Here is a 22,557-nt window from a genome sequence, read left to right as displayed (position 1 = left end):
TTGGCGATGGCGCTACCGAAATGCACCAACACCCTCTACAGTTGAAGAGAGAGAACATCGAATCACCCACAACCCGGCAAAAGGAGATTCAAATGCGTTCCGTACTACTTCCTGTCGACGGCTCGAAACACGCCTTCGCCGCTGCGCTCTACGTGATCGAGTTTGCCAAACTGCACGGTCCGCTTGACGTGCATGTCGTCAACGTTGAACCGGCACCTGTCGCCTGGCAAACCCATGGCATGGAAGAAGAAGCGATCCGGGGGCATCTGACGGCCCGCGCCCACATCGTTCTCAAGCCTGTCCTCAACGCCTTGAACGAGGCTGGCATTGCCCACAAGACCTACGTCCGACAGGGCGACATTGCCGAAATCGTCGTCGCGCTGGCCGAAGAACTGGGCTGCGACAGCATCGTCATGGGTACCCGCGGCTTGGGCGGTCTGGCTGCGCTGGCCTTGGGTTCGGTGACGCGCAAGGTGCTGCATCTGGCGACAAAGCCGGTTATCTGCGTCAAGGCCGAGAACGACTGAAACGAGCTTGCCCCAACCGTCACCGGCTGAGGCAAGCAATTCAAGTCAGCTTACAGCGCGAGTTCGTCGCGCAGCTTGGCCAGCAGCTTGGGGCCGATGCCCTTGACGCTACCCAGATCGTCGAGCGACGCATAGGGGCGACCGGCGATGATGGCTTTAACCAGCGTGGCGCTCAGGCCTTTGACGGCAAGCAATGCAGTTTCGTTGGCGGTATTGACGGAAATGCCCTTGGCGACCGCAGCCTTGGCCGGCACCTTGCTCTCCTTGGCGACTGCCTTCGGCTCGGCTTTGGCTTCAGCTTTGGCCTTGGATTTTTCCTTTGGAGCCTCTTTCTTGGCAGCGGCCTTTTTGGCTGCTGCCTTGGGCTTGGCCTTCGCAGGCGCTTCCAGCGACAGGTTGCAGTAATCGCGCGTCACGTAGCCGAGTGGGCCCCATTCGCGCAGCATCAGGGTCAGCACGCCCGGGCCTTCAGGGGCAGCAGCCGGCACGACGAAATCGCAATCGGCCAGCTGCTGGCCACCACCCAACACGCCGAGAATGACGCTGGCCACCGGGATGCCCTGCCAGCTGCCGCCGGCGTAGGGTGCGTCGAGCGCCCACAGTTCGAGGGCCAGGGTGCCGCTCAGGTTGTCATCGGCGCGCGGGTTTTCAATGGCATCGAGCTTGATCGTGGCAAAGCCATCGGCCAGGGCACAGGTCACGCTGCCGGACAGGCGCGGCTGGACGAAGCTCTCGGCAACCGGATAGATCGCCAGGTCGGCCACTGTCGGCTGGCCGTTCTCACCCCAGAAAACGAGGGCCAGCGCCATGTTCTGTTCATCGGAACCAGCCGGCGGCATGGCGGCGACGGTTGCCGCGATGCTCTGATAACCGGCTGCCGGATAAACGGTCAGCTCGGCAACCTTGACGCCAGCCAGCTGGCCGGCCGGGAAAGCCGAGGCACTGCTCCACAATTGCAGCGCCCAATGCGAAGCAGCGCCCAGCGCGGCGTCGGCAAAGTTCAGTTCGGCATTGATCTGGACGGAATCGCCGTCAAAACAGTAGCCATGCGTGGCGCCAATGCTGGCCAGGGCGTTTCCGGAAATGTCTTGTGTCATGAATTGATACCTGTTCAGTCTATCGAGGAGGCGCATTATATGACCAATATTTCTTTTTTTATCATATAGTTAGTATTGTATTTTTGCACTGGAATGGTGCGCTAGAACGGGGCCGGATTTGTCGCAAAACCGACATGAAAAAAGGCGGCCGAAGCCGCCTTGATTCATTTTCAGTCGTTTTCAAGAATCGGACTACTGCGCCGGAGCTGGCGCAGGCGCTTCGACGACGACCGGCGCTGCCACTTTCTTGTGGCCGGTATCGGGATGCCAGCCGAGCACGGCGAGCATGACCATGAAGCCAACGACGTAGGCGACGGCAACGTGCCAGCCGTGCTTGATCCACTGGACGGCCGACTTGGCCTCCGGATACATGTTGGACAGCGCGACGCCGGCTGACGAGCCGAACCACAGCATCGAACCGCCGAAGCCGACGGCGTAGGCCAGGAAGCCCCAGTCAAAGCCGCCCTGACGCAGCGCCAGCGCGGTGAGCGGAATATTGTCGAAGACGGCGGAAACAAAGCCCAGCGTGAAGGCCGATTGCCACGAAGCCGGCGGCAGCGCCTCGACCGGCATCATCGAAGCACAAAGTACCAGCGAAAGCAGGAAGATCGAACCCTTGATGGTTTCCGGCATCAGTTCCCAGTCGTGGCGACGCACCGGGATGGTCAGGATGATCGCCACCCAGACGGCAACGCCGATGAACGGGAAGTGTTCGGCCAACTCCGGGAATTTTATGTTGATGGTGACATTGGTCGCCACGGCAAAAACCAGCATGGTGGCAACGATGAAAATGCGGCCCCAATCAATCTTAGTGTGGGCGTGGGCATGCTTGATGATCGGCGAGTAAGCGTGCTGCTGCTTGGCGCCAAAGTAGCCGATGATGAGCAGCGCCACACCGGCCGCGACGTAGGCATCGAAAACCTGAACCGGGCTGATGCCGTCGATCCACATCATGGTGGTTGTCGTATCGCCAACCACCGAGCCCGAACCGCCAGCATTGGAGGCAGCGACGATGGCGGCCAGGTAACCGATATGAACCTTGCCCTTGAACAGCTGGTGGGCCATGGCACCACCGATCAGGGCGGCGGCGATGTTATCGAGGAAGCTGGAAATCACGAAAACCATGACCAGCATGACGAAGGCGCCCTTCCAGTCCTCCGGCAGATACTTGGGCAGGATCACCGGCACATGGCTCTTCTCGAAATGGCGGGCAAGCAGCGCAAAGCCAGTGAGCAAGCAGAACAGGTTGGCCACCGTGACCCACTCATGACCGAGGAGCCCCATGAACCCGGCAACGCCGGCACCGGTCTTGAAACCCGTGAACACGATCTTGTACAGGCTGATCGTGAACAGGCCGGTCAGTGCGACGTAAAGGGTGGCATGGTGGAAAAGCGCGACGCCGAGCAGGGTCAGGCCGAACAGGATGAAATCAATGGGAATACCACCGACGCTAGGCAGGGCATCGGCCGCAAAAACGGAGGCGGGTAGCAACAGAAGTGCGGGTAATAAACGGTGCATGGCTGTTCTCGTGGATGTTGAAATTCTGGTTATTGGTGCTGCAAGGCAACCCGAAAAAACGTCCTTCAGGCTACACCCCGACCGGCAAACGACGACATTGTCGACCGCCAGGGTCGGGTTTTCAAGTTCGGACTTTCCCGTAGGGTGTCAATCGTCGGCCATGTCCTTGCGCGGCACGGTTTCCGGATCGGCGATGATGCCCCGGTAGATTTCCACCCGGTCGCCCGGCTTCAGGGCGGCGTCGAGCTTGACCAGGCGGCCGAAGACACCAACTTTCTGGGCCGTCAGGTCGATATGCGGGAATTGCTTGAGAATGCCCGAACGCTCGATGCCGTCAGCTACGGTCGATTCGTCGGGAACCTCGATATTGAGCCAGATTTGCTGGCCCGGTTCGGAATAGGCAACGCCGATCTGCATGATTTTCTCCCTGTGTTCCCTTAGGCCGCCGCCGGAGCGCCCTCGCCCGCTGCCGCGGCCTTGTCAGCCATCCGTTGTTCCATCACCCGTTTGCCGGCCAGCAAAAAGCCGAGGATTGCAAAGCCGCCCGGCGGCAGGATCATCAGCAAGGCGCCGCCGTAACCCGGCAGCTTCATTTCAAGAAAAGCGAAGGATGGCCCGAGCAGGTTGGAGGCCTGCGCGAACAGCGTACCAGAGCCGAGAAACTCGCGGATCAGGCCGATGAAGGTCAGCGCCCCGGTGAAACCCAGGCCCATGGCCAGGCCATCGACCGCCGAGGCGACGACGCCGTTCTTGACGGCAAAGGCCTCAGCCCGGCCGAGAATGGCGCAATTAACGACGATCAGCGCAATGAACAGGCCAAGCACCTTGTACAACTCATGTAGCCAGGCGTTCATCGCCATGTCGACCACCGTCACCAGCGTCGCAATCAGGACGACAAAAACCGGAATCCGCACCTGCGAACTGACCGTGTGCCGGATCATCGACACGAGAATGTTGGAGACGACCAGCACCGCCGTCGTCGCCAGCCCCATGCCGAGGCCATTGGTACCGCTAGTTGTGACCGCCATGGTCGGGCACAGCGCCAGCATCTGCGAGAAAACGACATTGTTTTCCCACAGGCCATCTTTCATCAATTTGCCGTAAAACTCGCTCATGATCCGCTCCTAGCCTGTAATTTCCGACTTATGGGCGGCGAAGAACTCCAGCCCACCCTTGACCGCCTTGACCACGGCGCGCGGCGTGATAGTCGCCCCGGCAAACTGATCGAAGACGCCGCTATCCTTCTTGACGCCCCATTTTTCCGGGTTCGGATCGCCCAGCGACTTGCCGTCGAAATCCTTGATCCACTTGTCCTTCTTGACCTCGATCTTGTCGCCGAGGCCGGGGGTTTCGGCGTGCTTCAACACCCGCACACCGAGCGTCTTGCCGTCGGTATCGACCGCCATGAGCACCTGGATGTCGCCGGCGTAACCGCGCTCGGCGACCTTGAACAGCGCCGCCTTGACCACCCCGCCCTGCCGGGCGCGGTAGATCGTTATCGTTTTTTCGCCTTTTTTCAGGTCGACCGTGTCAGTCAGGAAATCGTTGTCGGCCATGCCTTGGGGCAACACTTCCGACAGCGAGTCACGCAGATCCTTGGCTTCGGCGGCAGCGATGGCTTCCCCGGTGGCGCTTGATGCCCAGGCCAGCGCACCACTGGCGAGCAAGGCAAAGATGCCAAGCAGCAATGGCTGGTAAGCGATTTTTTCGCGGATGGCTTCGAGATTCATCTCAGGCCTCCTTCCCTTCCGGAATATCGAGCGGCTTGCCCTTGCGATCGCGCCCCAGAATGCGCGGCTTGATGAAGCGATCGATAACCGGCGTCAGCGCGTTCATGAGCAACACCGCGAAGGCCATTCCCTCGGGGTAGCCGCCCCAGGTCCGGATCACCCAGGTCATGAAACCGATGCCGAGCCCGAAGACGATCTGACCCGTCGCCGTGTTCGGCGAAGTCACATAGTCGGTGGCGATGAAGAAGGCGCCGAGCATTGCAGCACCGGATAGCAGGTGGGCCGAAACGCTCAGGTAATGGGTCGGATCGACGCTGTGGCCAATGGCAGCAGGAATCGCCAGCCCGGCCAGCACGGCCAGCGGGGCGTGCCAGGTGATGATGCCGACGCCGATCAGGTACAGCCCGCCGGCCAGGATGAGCAGCGAAGCCGATTCACCGAAACTGCCGGAGCGTGCGCCGATCCACGACAGCGCGGGCACATGCTCGCCGGCCAGCGAATGGAACAGGTCGATGCCACGCGACAGCTCGGTCTTGGTATGGCCGAGCAGCGAGGCACTGGCCATCGCATCGGGCTGCGGCAGGCTGGTCAGGAAAATGCGCAGGCCGTCGATGAAGTCCGGCGCGGCCAGCGAAGTCAGCGGCAGCGGCGACACCCACATGGTCAGCGGCACCGGGAAAGAAACGAGCAGCGCGACGCGGGCGACCATGGCCGGGTTGAAGACGTTCTGCCCGACCCCGCCGAAAACCTGCTTGCCGATCACGATGGCGATGAAGCCACCGACCACCGCCACCCACCACGGCGCCCAAGGCGGCAAGGTCATCGCCAGCAGCCAGCCGGTGAGCAGCGCCGAGCCGTCGAGCAGCGTGCGCTTGATGCGCGTGACGCCCATCATCTTGAGCGACAGCGCTTCGAAGCCGAGACAGGAGAGGATGGTCAGCAGCCAGAGGAAGAAGGACGGCCAGCCGAACAGCCAGAAGCCGTAGAGCGTGGCGGGCACCAGCGCCATCTGGACGCGGAACATGGTGCGGGTGACGGAGTTGCCGCCATGGGCATGGGGAGAGGCGACCGGCTGGGCGGTCAGGGTGGCCGGGGTCATAGGGGGGCTCCTTTTGGGTGTTTCACTCCCGCCTGACGCGGCAGCATGCTCACATCAACCGTTGTGTTCAGCCTTGCTGGCGGCTTCGATTGGCTTGGGGTTCCGCCCTTGCGGGGCGTCTCACTTTTTCTTGCTTCGCCAAGAAAAAGTAAGCAAAAAGAAGGCGACCCCGGGTCGGTGCCGGCTGCGCCGGTTCCCTGCGCTACTCGGGACTGGCGGGGGCTGCGGAACTCGGGCTGCGCCCTCAGACAGTCCTCGCCCTTTTTCCGCCAGCCCCTGCGTTGCTCGGCACCTCTCAAGGGGCCCGGTGAAACGAGCCAGGTTTGAGCTTGGGTGCCGCCATTCCCGCGCAGGCGGGAATCCAGCAGGCGTCTGGACTCCTGCCTGCGCGGGAGTGACGGGGATTGGGCGTGCGTGCGCCGCCGGAGAATTTGATTTTTGGCCGCTTTTCCCGGTTGACCGTACGGCCAGCCGTTGTTTCTATGGTCGTGGAAACCGGCTTTTTGCGGAAAAACGGTCGAGCCCGGACGCTTTTCGGGTCCCCGTGGAAGGCGCTGAGCAACGCAGGCGGGCCGGGGGGTTTCGGCTTGCCTTGTCTGAGCCGCAGGCGAGTTCAGGCAAGGCGCCCGGCCTGCCGAGTAGCGCAAGGAACCGGCAACGCCGGCGCCGCCCTCGGGGTCGCCTTTTCTTTGGCTACTTTCTTTTGGCGAAGCAAAAGAAAGTACGCCCGCCCGCAAGGCGGAAAACAACGCATCAGGAAAGCCCCCTACCCTCATACTACCTCCCCGGCCGAGGCAGAGGAATTGACCGAAGCCGCCTTGGCCGCCGCAGCCGCCTCCCGCTCCGCCTTGCGCCTGGCATTGGCCTCCGCCTTCTCCCGCGCCTCGCGCTCCAGCCTTTCCTGCCGCTGCAAGGCGAGCTTCTTCGTCGCATCCCCCCGCAGCTTGGCCCGATCCTGCGAAGCCAGTTCGCCCTTGGCATGGACAAAATACTGGACGAGCGGAATCTTCGACGGGCAGACGTAGGCACAGCAGCCGCAAGCGATGCAGTCCTTCAACCCGAGATCGATCGCTTCGCCGTAAGCCTCGTTACGAATGCGCGAACTCATTTCCAGCGGCAGCAGGCCCATCGGGCAGGCCTTGACGCAGGAGCCACAGCGGATGCACGGATTCGGCTCCTGCTCCGCCACCACTACCGTGTCGAAAGCCAGGATGCCGCTGGTGCCCTTGACCACCGGCACTCGCCAGTGCGGAATCTGCATGCCCATCATCGGGCCGCCCATGACGCGGCGAGCCAGACCGATGCCGTCACCTTTCAGGCCACCGGCAAAGGCAATGACCTCTTCGGCCAGCGTGCCGACGCGAACCTCGATGTTTCCCGGATGTGCCATGCAATTGCCGTTGACCGTGAGCAGCCGCGAAATCAGTGGCTTGCCTGCGCGAATTGCCGAACGTACCGCAAGCGCCGTGCCGACGTTATGGACGACGACGCCGATATCGAAAGCGCGGCCGTCAGCCGGCACCTCGCGCCCGGTCAGCACCTGAATCAGCTGTTTCTCCGAACCCATCGGATAACGCGCCGGCACCGGGCGAATCTGCACGCTGTCGAAGCCGGTTGCCGCGGCTTGCATGGCGGCGATGGCTTCCGGCTTGTTGTCCTCTATGCCGACCAGCGCCACCTTGGCGCCGGTGGCGTGAAGCATGATACGGATGCCGTCGACGATGCCGGCGGCGGCGTCGCGCATCAGGCGGTCGTCGCAGGAAAGATAGGGTTCGCACTCGCCACCGTTCATGACCAGCGTGGTCACCTCGGCACGCAGGGCGCCGGTCAGTTTGACCGCTGAAGGAAAAGCCGCGCCGCCCAAGCCGACCACGCCGGCAGCCGCCACCCGTTGGCCAATCTCGGCCGGGTCGAGGGCAAACGGATCATCGCAGCCGTGCAGATCGATCCACTCGTCAGCGCCATCGGCGTCAAGGATGATCGCCGGCAAGCTCAGGCCGGAAGGATGCGGCGCGGTGATTTCGGTGACGGCGGCAATCGTGCCGGAAGTCGGTGCGTGGATGGGAGCCGAAACCATGCCCTGCGCCTCGGCGATCAACTCGCCCTTCTTGACCTTCTGTCCGACCAGCACGGCCGGCCGGGCCGGGCCGCCGAGGTGCTGCTGCAGCGGCAGGTAGAGCCGGGCCGGGACCGGCATGACGCGCACCGCCTGGTCGGCGGCCGGCCGCTTGTGGTCGTCCGGATGCACCCCCCAGTCGTTGCCGAGGAAGTGCTTGAAGAGGTTCATGAATCCCATGTCTATCTCACGCAGCGAGGGGTTTGGGCATCACCCAGTGTTGCAGGGTGACCGGCACCGGCTTCATCACCAGCGCCTCGGTCGGACATTTCTCGATGCAGCTCGAACAGCCGGTGCAGGCTTCGCGGAAGACGTTATGTACCTGCTTGGCGGCGCCGATGATGGCGTCGGTCGGGCACACCTTGCTGCAGCGGCAGCAGCCGATGCACAGCTCTTCGGCAACCACGGCGATCTTCGGACCATCGTCGGACATCGCCGAGAGATCAACCGTCAGGCCAAGCTTGGCAGCGATGGCGACAGCCAGCGATTTGCCGCCCGGCGGGCAGCAGGTCGGCGCCGCGCTACCGTCGGCAATCGCGCCCGCCGCACCGGAACAGCCGGGGAATCCACACTGCCCGCAATTCGAGCCGGGCATCATGGCGATCAGCTCATCAACCAGCGGATTGCCTTCAACCTGCAGGAATTTGTTGGCGACACCAAGGATGATGCCGAGCGCGGCACCGAGCAGGGTCAGGCTGAGGATGGCGGCGATCATTTCATTCCTCCGGGGAAGCGTTTGGAAAATGAAGCGCAGCGGCCCGGCCAAGGCCTGCCGACGCAGACAGTACAGGTAGTACGGCAAGGAGGCAGAACGCAGGCAGGGTCATTTTGCAAACGCTTCCTAGACGTTGAGGCCGGAAAAGCCCATGAAGGCCAGGGCCAGCAGGCTGATGGTGATGAACGAAATCGGCGCGCCCGAAAAGGCGCCGGGGACCCGAGCCAGAGCAATCCGCTCACGCAGGCCGGCAAAGATCAGCAGCACGATGGTGAAGCCGAGCGCCGAACCGAAGCCGTAGAGGAGACTCTTGAACAGGCTGAACTTCTGCTCGACGTTGAGCAGCGCGACACCAAGCACGGCGCAGTTGGTGGTGATCAGCGGCAGGTAGATGCCGAGCGACTGGTAGAGACCGGGGCTGGATTTCTTGATGAACATCTCGGTGAATTGAACCACCGCCGCGATAACCAGGATGAAGGTCAGGATGCGCAGGTAGCCCAGCCCGAGCGGCTGCAGCAGCCAGTTATCGAGCATCCACGAAGCGCCTGCCGCCAGGGTAATGACGAAGGTCGTTGCCAGGCCCATGCCCAGGGCGCTATCCACGCTCTTCGACACGCCCATGACAGGGCACAGGCCAAGGAACTTGATCAGCACCACGTTGTTGACCAGCGCGGTGGAAAGCAGCAGCAGGAGAAATTCACTCATGGCAGTCGGGCTCGGGTTGTTTCGCCGTCTTCATTGCACAAGCCGTGCCAATTAGCCCAAAGACCCCGAAACTCCATGCCGAGGCGGCTTGCCATGGCGAACGCCCAAAAACAGTGCATTTTCGAAAGAATCAAATGTCGCAAATGCAACAGGAAATCGTCGGATTTCTGCCGAAAACCCGACACCGACAGCCGCAAGCCACGCCATTCGTGTAAAGGCACGGAAACTGCTAGACATAGTTATATCGAACTAGTTTGGCTACACCTAACGAATTACTCAGGAGCATAGTCATGTCGGCTGTCACGCGTGCCCAGACACCCTTTATCGAGCAGATGCTTCCGCCGGAGGTCTATCGTCAGGCCGTCGATCAGGCCGATCTTGCCATCTCGATTACCGATGCCAAGGCCAATATCCTGTTTGCCAACGACGCCTTTACCCGTGTCACCGGCTACAGCAAGGAGGAAATCGTTGGCCTGAACGAGTCGACGCTTTCCAACCACACGACGCCGCCCGAGCTGTACAAAGCGCTGTGGAGCGATCTTGCGGCTCAGAAACCGTGGTCGGGCAAACTGCTCAACCGGCGCAAGGATGGCGAGCTCTATCTGGCCGAACTGAGTATTTCCCCCGTCGTTGATGCTGCCGGGAAGACCTCACATTTTCTCGGCATGCACCGCGACATCACCGAGTTGCATCGGCTGGAGCGCCTCGTTGCCAATCAAAAGCACCTGATCGAATCGGTGGTCGACGCCGCGCCGATTGCCTTCGCCCTGCTCGATCCGAACGGCCGCGTCATCCTCGACAACCAGGAGTACAAAAAGCTGGTTACCGACCTGCGCGTCAAGGAGCCGGCCCATACCGTCCTTGATGGTCTGATCCCAGGCTGGCGGGAGATCCTTCCGATCAGCCCGCAGCAACTGGTGGTCAGCAACCGCGAAGCCCGCATCGACCGGGCTGCCGGCCGGGCCCGCTGGCTTTCGATGACATCATCGGTGATCGGCATGCACAGCGACTGCGCCGACAGTTATTTCTGCGCCGCCGGCCAGCCCGGCCTGCTGCTGGTCATCGCCGACATCACCAACCTGCGCGACGAGCAGGAACGCGCCCGTGCCTCGGCCCTGCAGGCCGTGCTGGCCGAGGAAGAACGTACGGCGGCCATCCGTGAAGGCCTGTCGGCCACCATCTTCCGACTGGAAGAGCCGATGAACGTGATGTCTTCTGCCATTTCGGTACTCCAGCGCCGCGACCCGGCCAGCGCCGCCATGCTGCAACAGGCGCTGTCGGGCAGCCGCGAGCACATGGAGGCGCTGCGCCAGGTCATCCCGCAAAGCCCGCAGGAGATCGTCGTCAGCGTGAACATGAATGAAATCCTGCGTGACGTGCTCGAAGTCAGCACGCCCCGCCTGCTCGCCGCCGGCATCGTCGTGGACTGGCAACCTGCGTCAACCCTGCCCGCCATCCTTGGCCGCCCCTTGCAACTGCGCATGCTGTTCAAGGCGCTGGTCGACAATGCCATCGAGGCAATGAACATCAAGGGCTGGAAGCGCCGCGAACTGTCGCTGACCAGCGAACTGAACGGCGACTGCATCGTCGTTTCCGTGCTCGACAGCGGCCCCGGCATCCCGCAGGACTGGCGCTACAAGGCCTTCGAGCCCTTCTTCACGGCCAAGGGCGGCAGCGGCAAGCACATTGGCACCGGCCTGTCGCGCGCCCAGCAGGTGGTGGCTGACCACGGCGGCATCATCGATCTCGACGAAAGCCCAAGCGGCGGTTGTGCCGCCATCGTCGAATTCCGCGTCGACGGCGACCCGATCTAAGAAAAACAACGAGAACAGCATGCACGAACACACCCTCCACCCGCTTAGCGACGAATGCCCGCCCGGTGGCGGCTTCTGCCGAACGCACGAGCTCAACATCCAGTTGCTGGCAGCGCTCTACGCGGTCAGCCGGGTGCTGAGCCGATCCCTAGACTTCAACGAAACACTGCGCGATGTCCTGCGCGTGCTGCACGACGAGGCCGGGCTGACCCGCGGCCTGATCAGCGTCGTCGATCCGGAGAGCGGCAAGCTGAGCATCCGCACCATCTACACGCCGGAAGGCCCCATCCTCGACGACAACCAGTACGGCCCGGGCGAAGGCATCATCGGGCTGGTGCTGGAAAAACCGCGCACCATCAAGCTGGCGCGTGGCGCCGACGAACCGCATTTCCTCAACCGCCACGGCGTCTATCAGCCCGACCTGCCCTTCATCGCCGTGCCGATCAAGGTCGGCGGCGATCTCAAGGGCGTCCTCGCCGTCCAGCCGGAAGCGCCGGAAGACGGCCTGCTGGAAGAGCGCGCCCAGTTCGTCGAGATGGTCGCCAACCTGATCGGCCAGAGCCTGAGTTTGTCGATGAGCGTCGCCCAGGAAAAATCCTCGCTGCTTGAAGAGCGCGACCTGCTCCGCCGCACTGTTCGCCATCAATTCGGCTTCGACAGCATGGTCGGCCGCTCGGCCGTCATGCGCCGCGTTTTCGATCAGGCCCGCATGGTCGCCAAATGGAACACCACGGTGCTGATCCGCGGCGAAACCGGCACTGGCAAGGAACTGATCGCCAACGCCATCCACTACAACTCGCCGCGCGCCCGCAATGCGCTGGTCAAGCTCAACTGCGCCGCGCTGCCGGAAAATCTGCTCGAATCGGAACTCTTCGGCCACGAGCGCGGCGCCTTCACCGGTGCCGTCGAGTCACGCAAGGGTCGCTTCGAGCAGGCCCACGGCGGCACGCTGTTCCTCGACGAAATCGGCGAAGTCTCACCAGCCTTCCAGGCCAAGATGCTGCGCATCCTGCAGGAAGGCGAATTCGAGCGGGTCGGCGGCAGCAAGACGATCAAGGTCGATGTCCGCATCATCGCCGCCACGCACCGCGATCTCGAAACCGCCGTCGAAATGGGCGACTTCCGCGAGGACTTGTTCTACCGCCTCAACGTCATGCCCCTCTTCCTGCCGCCGTTGCGCGAACGGATCGAGGACATCCCGGAAATCGCCCGCCACCTGCTCGGCAAGATCGGCAACGACCAGAAGCGCAAGCTGACCCTGACCGACATGGCCAATCGCCGACTGGCCAGCCATGAATGGCCAGGCAATGTGCGTGAGCTGGAAAACTGCCTGGAACGCGCCGCAGTGCTGTCCGACGATGGCCACATCGATGTCGATCTGATCCGCTTCTCCAGTGCCCGCGAGCGGACCAGCCCACGGCCGCTGCGTACCGTCCCGGCAGCCTTGAGTACGGCTTCTGTCTCGAGCCCGGAAATCGACATCGATGATCCGAACCTTTCAGAAAAGGAACGCGTTATTGCGGCGCTGGAACAGGCTGGCTGGGTGCAGGCCAAGGCGGCGCGCATTCTGGGGATGACGCCGCGGCAGATTGCTTACCGGATTCAGACATTGAATATTGAGGTTAAGCAGTTCTGATACCAGAAGGTATCAAGCGCTGTTTTCCGCCGTTGAGCGGCGGAAAACAACGCTGAAAGCCGCCCCAAACCCCAAACTTGTCGCAAACCCAACAAAGCCAAAAAACACAACCCCCTGAATCATTGAGGTAATCCCCCGGCTTTGCCGGGGGACTCACCAAGGTTTGACCTATACGTCGGTCGTTGTGAGTCTTCTATCTCGACCAAGAGAAGGAGATACACGATGCAAGATTATCAGAGCCTGAGCCATAGTCGGTGGGACTGTAAGTACCACGTAGTGTTTATCCCGAAGAAACGGAAGAAGCGAATTTTTGGGGCGTTGCGGCAGCACTTGGGAGAGATTTTCCGGGAATTAGCCAAGCAGAAAGAGTCGCAAATAGTAGAAGGACACCTGATGGGAGATCACGTGCATATGTGCATCAGCATTCCGCCCAAGATTGCCGTGTCGCATGTGGTGGGTTACATCAAGGGTAAGAGTGCCATAGCGATAGCGCGGCACTTCGGTGGGCGAAGCAGGAATTTCACGGGCGAGGTGTTTTGGGCACGAGGTTACTTCGTCTCAACGGTCGGGCTCGATGAAGAGATAGTCAGGGCGTACATCCGTAATCAGGAGGACGAAGATGAACGTTATGACCAAATGAAATTAGGCGTGTAGCCGTCTCGGGCGGCTCCAGGTTTTCAGCGCCTTTGAGGCGCTCAACTGATAGGCCCCCGGCTTTGCCGGGGGTGATTTAACTTAATTCAACTTAAACCTGGCACTCGACTTGCAATAGCAAAACCATCACCCAGGAGATTCCCATGCCCAAACCCAAGAAACACGTTCTCGTCTGCGTCCAGGGGCGCCCCAATGGCCACCCGCGCGGCTCCTGCCAGGAAAAAGGCTGCGGCCAGACCTGGCAGGCGTTTTCGGATGAATTCACCGCCCGCAACCTGTGGGCGTCCGGCTTCGCGCTGACCAATACCGGCTGCCTCGGCCCCTGCCATCTCGGGCCAAGCGTTCTGGTGTATCCGGAAGGCGTCATGTACACCAACGTCAAGCCGGAAGACGTCGGCACCATCATCGACGAGCACCTGATGTTCGATCAACCGGTAGCGCGCCTGCTGGCGCCGGCCGATGTCTGGGCCTGAAATCATGGAAAGAATCCAGTACGAAGTGGGCGACATGGTCTTCGCCGCCGAAGACATCCTGAACGATGGCGGCATGCCCGGCATAACCGAGGAAGAAGGCCTGATCGCCGCGGCCGGCACGCGCGGCGTGGTGGTTCATTTTGGCGTGGCCGAAATGGACGAAACCCAGGAGATCTATCTGGTGCAATTCGAGAACGGCCCGGATGGCAACCTCGGCAATCCGGTCGGCTGCCTGCCGGAAGAATTGACGCAGGAAGAACCGGTCAGCGCATAAGGAACAGTCATGGCCAGAATCGGCATTTTCTTCGGCACCGACACAGGGCGCACCCGGCTGATTGCCAAGCAGATCGCCAAGAAGCTGGGCGATGCTGCCGACGCACCGGTCAATATCGGCCGGGTCACGCTGGCCGACTTTCTCGCCTACGATGCACTGATCGTCGGCAGCCCGACACTCGGCGACGGCGAACTGCCCGGTCAGTCGGTCGGCCTCAACCAGCCGAGCTGGGAGGAATTTCTGCCGCAACTGGCCGATACCGATCTGAGCGGCAAGACCATTGCCATTTTCGGCCTCGGCGACCAGAAGAAATATCCCGACGAATTTGTCGATGCCATCGGCCTGCTCCACGATGCCTTCGAAGACGCCGGCGCCCGCATGATTGGGCGCTGGCCAAGCGTGGGTTACGAATTCAAGGCCTCGAAGGCGCTCGATGGTGACGAGTTTTTCGGCCTGGCCCTCGACCAGCATCTGCAGCCGGTCCTGACCGAGGAACGCATCGATACCTGGCTTGCCCAGATCAAACCGGAGCTACTGCCATGAACGCCAACCCTTGGGCCGCGCCCAAATCCCGCGAAATACGCCGCGTGCTGGTCTCGCTCGACGAACACATCGCCCAGGCCTGCGACATCGAACCTGACCGGGGCGATGACCCGCACATCGTCACCCTGCGCCACGCTGAAATTGCCTCGCTGCGGGCCCACGTCTACCTGCACGGCCAACGGGCCGGCACCTACGGCATCTTCTATGAATTTCCGCACCCGGTGCCGGGCATTGTGGAGAGCGAGGAAAACCTGCCGCTACCCAAGCTGCTGGCCAGCCTTGCGCTGCATTTTGATGCCTGAATTGCCACCCGCCTTCTCGCCGTGACTGGCTCGGCGCTTACCCGCATGGCCGACTGAATACCCACCTACCCCATGATCAAATCTTTCGGCTCCACCCCATGAAAATCGCCATCGCCACCAAGGATTTCGCCACCGTCAGCAGTCACGCCGGGCAAACCCGGCAGTGGCTGCTCTACGATCTCTCCAGTCACCGCGCAAATCGGCTACTTCCAGCGCCGCGCAGGGTGGATCTGGAGAAGGAACAGGTGCTCCACGTGTTTGCGGATGACGCGCCACATCCGCTCGACGGCGTTGATATCATCGTCGCCGCCAGCGCTGGCGACGGTTTTATCCGCCACATGAAGAAACGCGGCACCGAAGTGCTGCTGACCGGCGAAACCGACCCGGCCATCGCCATCACCCGCCTGCTGGCCGGCGAAGCCCTGCTCGACCCTCGCTTCGACATCACGACCAGCCTGTGCCGGATTCGCGATCTCTTTTCGCGATACTGAACGCCCCGCCTCAGCGCACCGGCTCGACCAGTGCCGCTTGCAGCGCGACGGCCGCTTGGCAACGGCCAGGCGCCAAACCGGCGTTGCAACAAAGCGATTGGCGCAAGCCCTGTCACATATCCGACAAGACAACCGACAGGCCGCTGAAACCGGATTCATAAGCACCTGTTTTATATGGGTTTCAATGACTGGCACACCGATTGCTGAATAGGCTCCGCACAGCATTCGAGGAGCCTTCATCGTGGAACTTCCAGTCATCAGCAACACCGCGCCGGCAGCAGAAGGCGGCGGCTGTTCCTCCAGCGGCTGCGGCACTGCGCCGGACGCTTTGGGCCATCTACCTGACCACATCCGCGCCAAGGTCCAGGACCACCCCTGCTATTCGGAAGAAGCGCACCACTACTTCGCCCGCATGCATGTGGCCGTCGCCCCGGCCTGCAACATTCAGTGCAACTACTGCAACCGCAAGTACGACTGCTCCAACGAATCCCGCCCGGGCGTCGTTTCCGAGCTGCTGACGCCGGATCAGGCGATCAAGAAGGTACTCGCCGTCGCCGCCGAAATCCCGCAGATGACCGTACTCGGCATCGCCGGACCCGGAGACCCCCTGGCCAACCCGGGCCGCACCTTTGAAACTTTCGAACAGCTCTCCGCGCGCGCCCCGGACATCAAGCTGTGCGTGTCGACCAACGGCCTCAGCCTGCCGCAATACGTCGACGAAATCGCCAAACACAACATCGACCACGTGACGATCACCATCAACTGTGTCGATCCGGAAGTGGGCGCCAAGATCTATCCGTGGATCTACTGGGAGAACAAGCGCATCTTCGGCATCGAAGGCGCGAAGATCCTGATCGAGCAGCAGCAGAAGGGTCTGCAGATGCTGACCGACCGGGGCATCCTGGTGAAGGTCAACTCGGTGCTGATCCCCGGCGTCAATGACGAGCATCTCAAGGAAGTCTCGAAGATCGTCAAGGCCAAGGGCGCCTTCCTGCACAACGTCATGCCGCTGATCGCCGAGCCTGAGCACGGCACCTACTACGGCATCATGGAGCAGCCGGAACCGACCCCGGAAATGCTGCAGGACCTGCAGGATGCCTGCGCCGGCGACATGGCGATGATGCGCCACTGCCGCCAGTGCCGCGCCGATGCGGTCGGCCTCCTGGGCGAGGATCGCGGCGACGAGTTCACGCTCGACAAGATCGACGTCATGGATGTCGATTACGAAGCCGCCATGGTCCGCCGCAAGGTGGTGCATGACGAGATTCTCGAGAAGCTCGACGCCAAGCGCGGCATCGTCAAGCCGAAGCACGAGGGCATCCCGGAAGGTTCGCGCCCGGTGCTGATGGCGGTGGCCGGCAAGAACGGTGTCGTCGCCGAGCACTTCGGCCACGCCAAGGAATTCCTGATCTACGAAGCCTCGCCGGAAGGCGTCCGCTTCATCAGCCACCGCAAGACCGAGCTGTACTGCGGCGGCATGGATTCCTGCGGTGATGGCGATGTGGTCGGCGAAGGCGCGACGGAATCCCTGCTCGACCGCAATATCCGGATTCTCGAAGGCTGCGAAGTGGTGCTCTGCTCCAAGATCGGCTACGAGCCGTGGGGCAAGCTGGAAGCCGCCGGCATCGCGCCGAATGGCGAACATGCCATGGAGCCGATCGAGGAAGCCGTGATGGCGGTGTACAAGGAAATCGCGGCAACCGGCAAGTTGCTCGCTTCAGCCGACGGCAGAAAGGCAGCCTGATCATGGCCCTCCAGATTACCCAATCCTGTGTGAACTGCTGGGCCTGCGTCGATGTCTGCCCGAACGACGCGATCTACCAAGACACGCCGCACTTCCTGATCGACGACGGCAAATGCACGGAATGCCTGGGCGACCACGGCGTGCCGCAGTGTGCGGCGATCTGCCCGATCGAAATGGCCATCGTTGATGAACTGGGCGAGTTCTTGAACCCGCCGGGGTCACTGACCGGGATTCCGATTGAGAAGTTGAAGGAGTTTGGATTGTGGCGGGAGGCGGCGTGAGGGTGGTTTTCTCTACTCACGCTGGGTGGCGGCTTCAACCGTTGTTTTCCGCCTTTAGGGCGTCTCACTTTCTTTTGCTTCGCCAAAAGAAAGTAAGCAAAGAAAAGGCGACCCCGGGTTCGGTGCCGGCTGAGCCGGTTCCCTGTGCTACTCGTCGTTGGCGGGGGCTGCGGAACTCGGGGCTTTGCCCCTCAAACAGTCCTCGCCCTTTTTCCGCCAACGCCTGCGTTGCTCGGCACCTCTCAAGGGGCCAGGAAAACCATCCGGATTCGACCAGTGCTACTGCTTCTTGGCCACTCGTCGCGTTTGGTCTTTCGGACAGCGCTTCCCCCCGTGACGCTTTTCGGCCCCCCTTGAGAGGCGCTGAGCAACGCAGGCGGGCCGGGGGCAGTCGGTTCGCATTGTTTGAGCCGCAGGCGAGTTCATGCGAACCGCCCGGCCTGCCGAGTAGCGGAAGAAACCCCGCAGGGGCGCCGACCATGGGGTCGCCTTTTCTTTGGCTACTTTCTTTTGGCGAAGCAAAAGAAAGTACGCCCGCCCTCAAGGCGGAAAACAACGCTCGAAAAAATCCCCACGCGCACCAGCCGCGAAAACCAACCCCACAGCAATCAACCAAAACCTGACCCCATGGCCACCATCACCTTCTACGAAAAACCCGGCTGCAAAGGCAACCTTCGCCAGAAGGCCCTGCTCGCTGCCGCCGGCCACACCGTCCAGGCCAAGAGCCTGAAGACCGAACCGTGGACAGCCGACCGGCTGCTCGCCTTCCTCGGCAAATTGCCAGTCACCGACTGGTTCAACCGCGCCGCCCCGGACATCAAGTCGGGCGAAATCGTGCCGGAAAATCTCGGTTTCGAGGATGCCCTGCACCTGCTGCTCGACAACCCCTTGCTGATCCGTCGTCCGCTGATGGAAATCGGCGAGGAGCGCGTGGTCGGTTTCGACATACCGACAGTCGACGCCTGGATTGGCCTGAACAACGTCGAACTGCCGGAAGACAATATCGAAGCCTGCGTGCATGGTGACGCCCTCTCCCCCAGCCCCTCTCCCGCTTGCGGGCGAGGGGAGAAAGAAGCCAGCCATGGCAGCTGCGGCAATCACTGACAGCGCCGTAGAAATTGCTCCGGGCGTCCACTGGGTGGGCGCCCTCGACCCGCATCTGCGGAGTTTCGACATCATCCTGAAAACCGCCAACGGCACGAGCTACAACTCGTATGTCGTGCGCGGCGAGAACGGCGTGGCGATCATCGACACGGTGAAGGAAAACTTCGCCGACGATTTCTTCCGTCGACTCGAAACGGTCGCCCGTTACGACGAAATCACCACCATCGTCCTCAACCATCTCGAGCCGGACCACAGCGGCGCCCTGCCCGAGCTGCTCAAGCGCGCCCCGCAGGCCAAGGTCTACCTGTCCAGCCGCGCCCAGATGATGCTCAAGGCGCTGTTGAAGCCGAGCGGCGAGAAGCCGCCCGAATACATCCCGGTCACCACCGACGACACCGTCGATCTCGGCGGCCGCACCCTGCGTTTCCTCCACACGCCTTACCTGCACTGGCCGGACACGCAATGCACCTATCTGGTCGAAGACGGCCTGCTGTTCACCGGCGATATCTTCGGCTGCCACTTCTGCGACAACCGGCTGTTCAACGACACGGTCGGCGATTTCCGCTTCTCGTTCGAGTACTACTACGCCCACATCATGCGGCCCTTCCGCGAGTATGTGCTCGACGCCATCGCCCTGATCGAACCGCTGGACATCCAGCTGATCGCCCCGGCCCACGGCCCGGTGCTGCGCCACAAGCCGCGCGATTACGTGCATCGCTACCGCGAACTGGCCACGCCGCGCCTGTTCAACGAAGCGCGCAGCGAAAAGACGCTGGTCGTCTTCTACCTCTCCGCCTACGGCAACACCCGGCGCATGGCCGAAGCGCTGGCGGCCGGTGCCGAATCGCTGGGTGGCGTCCGCGTCTCGCTGTACGACCTCGAAGGTGGCGAGGCCGACATCTTTACCGATCTGGTCGAGGAGGCCGACGGCCTCGCCTTCGGCAGCCCGACCATCAACGCCGATGCGGTCAAGCCGATCTGGGATCTGCTGTCGTCGCTGACCACCGTCAACATCAAGGGCAAGCTGGGTGCCGCCTTCGGCTCGTATGGCTGGAGCGGCGAAGCGGTACGCCTGATCGAGGACCGCCTGCGCGGCCTGAAGCTGCGCGTTCCGGTCGAAGGCTTGCGCATCAAGCTGGTACCGGACGCTGGCGAACTCGAAGCCTGCCGGGATCTCGGCGAACAACTGGCCCGTCACCTGACCGGCCGGGTCGAACACCGCGAGATCGACATGGCGGCTCTCGCACAATAACCAGGGGGAAAAAACAATGCCAAAAGCCAAAGTCACATTTCAGGATATCGGCGTCTCGGTCACCGTACCGGCCGGCACCCGGCTGATCGAAGTTTCCGAAAAAGTCGGCGCCGGCATCACTTATGGCTGCCGCGAAGGCGAATGCTGCACCTGTCTGACCAAGGTCATCTCGGGCGGCGAATTCCTCGCCCCGCCGAGCATCCTGGAAGACCAGGTACTCAAGGACAACATGGCCCCGCGCGGCCACCGGCTGGCTTGCCAGGCCCAGATCATCGGCGGCGAGATTGTGGTGAAGCCCGCCTGAACGCCCCACCACCGTCATTCCCGGCTTGACCGGGAATCCAGAGGTAAACGACTGGATTCCCGCCTACGCGGGAATGACGGCAAATGTACCGAACAAGATTAAAAGCAATCACCCAACCCCAATCGAGAAACTTAAATCAACCCGCTCTCCAGGAGAACTTAAAAAATGGCCCTCATCACTTTCACCAGCCCGCTGCACAAGGACAAGACGGTCTACGCCGTCGCCGGCAGCCACACCCAGACCATCCTGGCGCTGGCCAAGGAACATCACATCCCGATCGACTTCGGCTGCCAGGAAGGCAACTGCGGCACCTGTCTGGTCAAGGTCTCTTCCGTCGACGGCAAGCGCGCCCCGATGGGCGGCCCGCTGAATGTCCGTGAAGTCGCTGCCCTGCTCGAACTTGGCCACATCACCAAGGCCCAGATCGACCAGATGTACGTCGACGACATCCCGCCGACCCAGTGGCGCCTCGCCTGCCAGATGATCGTCCGTGACGAAGACATCCTGGTCGAATATCCCAGCAAATAAGCCCGAGCAAACAAGGCACATGCCATGAACGGTCCGGATCGTCTGCCCCTGCGGCCATTGCTGCTGGCCGAACTGCTGGCTGCGCCAGCGGTCGGCTCGGCGGCGCTCGATCCGAACCGTCCCCTGCTGGCCAGCCTGATTGCCGGCCAGGCCAGTGGCAGCGGCTGCCTGCCGCCGCACCTTGGCCTCGGCCCGGCGGCCTACCGCTATCTGCGCGAGGCCTACTTTCCGGGCAGCGAAGCAACACCGACCGCCCGGGAAATCGAATCAATTCCCGAATGGGACGATCTGCAAAAGCTGCTGCTCGACCACCGCGCCCGCAAATCGCCCAGCGAATTGCTGATGGCCAACGTCGTTGCCACCGCCTGTGTCGGCCGCGACCATCTCTGGCAAGACCTCGGCCTCGCCAGTCGCGAAGAGCTCAGCAAGCTGATGTGGGTCAATTTTCCCGAACTTGCCCGTGCCAACACCGGCGACATGAAGTGGAAGAAATTCCTCTACCGTCAGTTCTGCTCGCGTGAAGGCATTTACGTCTGCCCCGCCCCATCCTGTGGGGTCTGCAAGGAATACGCCAAATGTTTTGGACCGGAGAACTGATCGCCAAGACCGCGCCGGTACGTCGGCGCGCCGCCCCCCCGCCATGGATTTCGCCGCTGCAGGACAAAGCTGAAGCGGCCTATCTTGGCCTGGCGATTGGCGATGCGCTGGGTGCCACTGTCGAATTCCTGACGCCCAATGAAATCCACCATCAGGTCGGCATCCATACCGAGATTACCGGCGGTGGCTGGTTGCGCCTGAAGGCCGGCCAGGTCACCGACGACACGACCATGTCGCTGGCCCTCGGCGAATCCATCCTGGCCAGTGGCGGGGTCATCGCCAAGGCAGCGGCCGAAGCCTTCGATGCCTGGATGCGCGCCAAGCCGGTCGACATCGGCAACACCGTCCGCCGCAACCTGATTTCCTTCCGCAAGACCGGCAATCCGGAAGCAGCCGCCTCCGAACACGATGCCGGCAACGGCGCCGCCATGCGCATCCTGCCAGTCGCCCTGGCCTGCCAAGGCAAGCCACCGGAACTGACCGTCAGTGCCTGCCGCGCCCAGGCCCACGTTACCCATCACAACGCACTGTCCGATGCCGCCTGCGAAACGCTGGCCTTCATGGTGCAGGACTTTCTGGCCGGTCGCGACCCCATCGAGGTCGAACACGAGCGGGCCTTCAAGCTGGTCAGCGACTACCCGGTCTTTGCCTACGACAAGAAACGCCGTGACAACCCGAGCGGTTTCGTCGTCGATACCATGCAGGCCGTGCTGCAATCCTTCTTCGCCACCGAAACTTTCGAGGATTGCCTGCTCGACATCGTCAATCGTGGCGGTGATGCCGACACCACCGGCGCCATCGCCGGCATGCTGGCCGGTGCCCGCTACGGCACGGTGAGCATTCCGCGACGCTGGCTGAAAGCCCTCGACGAGAACATTTCTGCCCAGTGCACCCAGCAGGCCGCCGCCCTGCTGGCCTTGAACGAATCGGCTGCCAGCCAAGCGAGCGGTTCGATGTGAGCTGCTGGCTGCGATCCAGGCAGGATTCGGACAGGAGCGGCCATTCAATATCTCTTTCAATAGCAGACGTTCTGGGCCATTCTCACGCATCCGA

Annotated in this window: 26 protein-coding genes; 17 read left to right on the top strand and 9 right to left on the bottom strand. The window is 62.1% G+C overall.

From position 1 onward, the window contains the following. Window positions 1-92: 92 nt before the first annotated feature. On the top strand, window positions 93-527 hold the full coding sequence (locus KI617_RS09180) for a universal stress protein (protein WP_226451696.1): 435 nt from the start codon (window positions 93-95) through the stop codon (window positions 525-527). A gap of 50 nt (window positions 528-577) precedes the next feature. Here the strand turns inward: KI617_RS09180 and KI617_RS09175 are convergent, their stop codons facing one another. The 9 genes from KI617_RS09175 to rsxA all read right to left on the bottom strand — a co-directional run bounded on the left by KI617_RS09175 (window position 578) and on the right by rsxA (window position 9,507). Further along, window positions 578-1,624 (bottom strand): ComEA family DNA-binding protein, encoded by a 1,047-nt coding sequence (locus KI617_RS09175; protein ID WP_226451695.1) that lies wholly within the window; start codon window positions 1,622-1,624, stop codon window positions 578-580. Window positions 1,625-1,816: 192 nt separating this feature from the next. Next, the gene (locus tag KI617_RS09170; protein WP_226451694.1) at window positions 1,817-3,142 is read right to left on the bottom strand and encodes a citrate transporter; all 1,326 of its coding nucleotides are present in this window, start codon (window positions 3,140-3,142) and stop codon (window positions 1,817-1,819) included. Between the two features lie 147 nt (window positions 3,143-3,289). Next, window positions 3,290-3,559, bottom strand: a complete 270-nt coding sequence (locus KI617_RS09165) for an RnfH family protein (RefSeq protein WP_226451693.1) — start codon at window positions 3,557-3,559, stop codon at window positions 3,290-3,292. A 20-nt stretch (window positions 3,560-3,579) separates the two neighbouring features. Next, window positions 3,580-4,257, bottom strand: coding sequence for an electron transport complex subunit E (locus KI617_RS09160; RefSeq protein ID WP_226451692.1), 678 nt, complete (start codon window positions 4,255-4,257; stop codon window positions 3,580-3,582). A 9-nt stretch (window positions 4,258-4,266) separates the two neighbouring features. Then, on the bottom strand, window positions 4,267-4,872 hold the full coding sequence (gene rsxG / locus KI617_RS09155; protein ID WP_226451691.1) for an electron transport complex subunit RsxG: 606 nt from the start codon (window positions 4,870-4,872) through the stop codon (window positions 4,267-4,269). 1 nt (window position 4,873) lies between these two features. After that, window positions 4,874-5,971 (bottom strand): RnfABCDGE type electron transport complex subunit D, encoded by a 1,098-nt coding sequence (locus KI617_RS09150; RefSeq protein ID WP_226451690.1) that lies wholly within the window; start codon window positions 5,969-5,971, stop codon window positions 4,874-4,876. A gap of 772 nt (window positions 5,972-6,743) precedes the next feature. Further along, window positions 6,744-8,267 (bottom strand): electron transport complex subunit RsxC, encoded by a 1,524-nt coding sequence (rsxC, locus tag KI617_RS09145; protein WP_226451689.1) that lies wholly within the window; start codon window positions 8,265-8,267, stop codon window positions 6,744-6,746. Window positions 8,268-8,274: 7 nt separating this feature from the next. After that, window positions 8,275-8,802, bottom strand: coding sequence for an RnfABCDGE type electron transport complex subunit B (locus KI617_RS09140; protein ID WP_226451688.1), 528 nt, complete (start codon window positions 8,800-8,802; stop codon window positions 8,275-8,277). 126 nt (window positions 8,803-8,928) lie between these two features. Next, entirely contained in the window at window positions 8,929-9,507 is a 579-nt protein-coding gene (rsxA, locus tag KI617_RS09135) for an electron transport complex subunit RsxA (protein WP_226451687.1), read from the bottom strand. Between the two features lie 290 nt (window positions 9,508-9,797). Between rsxA and nifL the strand changes: the two genes are divergently transcribed. The 16 genes from nifL (at window position 9,798) to draG (ending at window position 22,463) form a co-directional block, all read left to right on the top strand. After that, window positions 9,798-11,321 carry a nitrogen fixation negative regulator NifL gene (gene nifL, locus KI617_RS09130; RefSeq protein WP_226451686.1) on the top strand — a complete coding sequence of 508 codons (1,524 nt, stop codon included), beginning with the start codon at window positions 9,798-9,800 and terminating at the stop codon, window positions 11,319-11,321. Between the two features lie 19 nt (window positions 11,322-11,340). Further along, entirely contained in the window at window positions 11,341-12,957 is a 1,617-nt protein-coding gene (nifA, locus tag KI617_RS09125; protein ID WP_226451685.1) for a nif-specific transcriptional activator NifA, read from the top strand. A 222-nt stretch (window positions 12,958-13,179) separates the two neighbouring features. Beyond that, window positions 13,180-13,611 carry an IS200/IS605 family transposase gene (tnpA, locus tag KI617_RS09120; RefSeq protein WP_226451684.1) on the top strand — a complete coding sequence of 144 codons (432 nt, stop codon included), beginning with the start codon at window positions 13,180-13,182 and terminating at the stop codon, window positions 13,609-13,611. A gap of 143 nt (window positions 13,612-13,754) precedes the next feature. After that, on the top strand, window positions 13,755-14,084 hold the full coding sequence (locus tag KI617_RS09115; protein WP_226451683.1) for a (2Fe-2S) ferredoxin domain-containing protein: 330 nt from the start codon (window positions 13,755-13,757) through the stop codon (window positions 14,082-14,084). A 4-nt stretch (window positions 14,085-14,088) separates the two neighbouring features. Further along, window positions 14,089-14,358: a nitrogen fixation protein NifZ gene (locus KI617_RS09110; RefSeq protein ID WP_226451682.1), complete on the top strand. Its 270-nt coding sequence runs from the start codon at window positions 14,089-14,091 to the stop codon at window positions 14,356-14,358. A gap of 9 nt (window positions 14,359-14,367) precedes the next feature. Next, the gene (locus tag KI617_RS09105) at window positions 14,368-14,901 is read left to right on the top strand and encodes a flavodoxin (protein ID WP_226451681.1); all 534 of its coding nucleotides are present in this window, start codon (window positions 14,368-14,370) and stop codon (window positions 14,899-14,901) included. Then, complete coding sequence (locus tag KI617_RS09100; protein WP_226451680.1) at window positions 14,898-15,203, top strand: hypothetical protein; 306 nt, start codon at window positions 14,898-14,900, stop codon at window positions 15,201-15,203. The genes KI617_RS09105 and KI617_RS09100 overlap by 4 nt, the downstream gene beginning before the upstream one ends. A gap of 98 nt (window positions 15,204-15,301) precedes the next feature. After that, window positions 15,302-15,694, top strand: coding sequence for a NifB/NifX family molybdenum-iron cluster-binding protein (locus KI617_RS09095; RefSeq protein WP_226451679.1), 393 nt, complete (start codon window positions 15,302-15,304; stop codon window positions 15,692-15,694). 241 nt (window positions 15,695-15,935) lie between these two features. After that, entirely contained in the window at window positions 15,936-17,438 is a 1,503-nt protein-coding gene (gene nifB, locus KI617_RS09090) for a nitrogenase cofactor biosynthesis protein NifB (RefSeq protein WP_226451678.1), read from the top strand. A 2-nt stretch (window positions 17,439-17,440) separates the two neighbouring features. Beyond that, window positions 17,441-17,719 carry a 4Fe-4S binding protein gene (locus KI617_RS09085; protein WP_226451677.1) on the top strand — a complete coding sequence of 93 codons (279 nt, stop codon included), beginning with the start codon at window positions 17,441-17,443 and terminating at the stop codon, window positions 17,717-17,719. 627 nt (window positions 17,720-18,346) lie between these two features. Continuing rightward, window positions 18,347-18,823, top strand: a complete 477-nt coding sequence (locus KI617_RS09080; RefSeq protein ID WP_226451676.1) for a thioredoxin domain-containing protein — start codon at window positions 18,347-18,349, stop codon at window positions 18,821-18,823. Next, window positions 18,801-20,075: an FprA family A-type flavoprotein gene (locus KI617_RS09075; RefSeq protein ID WP_226451675.1), complete on the top strand. Its 1,275-nt coding sequence runs from the start codon at window positions 18,801-18,803 to the stop codon at window positions 20,073-20,075. The genes KI617_RS09080 and KI617_RS09075 overlap by 23 nt, the downstream gene beginning before the upstream one ends. Window positions 20,076-20,091: 16 nt before the next feature. Continuing rightward, complete coding sequence (locus KI617_RS09070) at window positions 20,092-20,379, top strand: 2Fe-2S iron-sulfur cluster-binding protein (protein ID WP_226451674.1); 288 nt, start codon at window positions 20,092-20,094, stop codon at window positions 20,377-20,379. Window positions 20,380-20,544: 165 nt separating this feature from the next. Next, a complete protein-coding gene (locus KI617_RS09065) occupies window positions 20,545-20,907 on the top strand; it encodes a 2Fe-2S iron-sulfur cluster-binding protein (protein WP_226451673.1) in 363 nt (120 codons plus the stop codon). Window positions 20,908-20,931: 24 nt separating this feature from the next. After that, window positions 20,932-21,504 carry a nitrogen fixation protein NifQ gene (locus KI617_RS09060; protein WP_226451672.1) on the top strand — a complete coding sequence of 191 codons (573 nt, stop codon included), beginning with the start codon at window positions 20,932-20,934 and terminating at the stop codon, window positions 21,502-21,504. Further along, window positions 21,483-22,463, top strand: coding sequence for an ADP-ribosyl-[dinitrogen reductase] hydrolase (gene draG, locus KI617_RS09055; RefSeq protein ID WP_226451671.1), 981 nt, complete (start codon window positions 21,483-21,485; stop codon window positions 22,461-22,463). Before KI617_RS09060 ends, draG begins: the two co-directional genes overlap by 22 nt. The last annotated feature ends 94 nt before the right edge of the window (window positions 22,464-22,557 follow it).

The organism is Ferribacterium limneticum, assembly GCF_020510625.1.
In the GTDB taxonomy this organism is placed as follows: domain Bacteria; phylum Pseudomonadota; class Gammaproteobacteria; order Burkholderiales; family Rhodocyclaceae; genus Azonexus; species Azonexus limneticus_A.
Note: the sequence above shows the minus strand (reverse complement) of the source record. Positions and strands in the feature narration are given on the sequence as shown.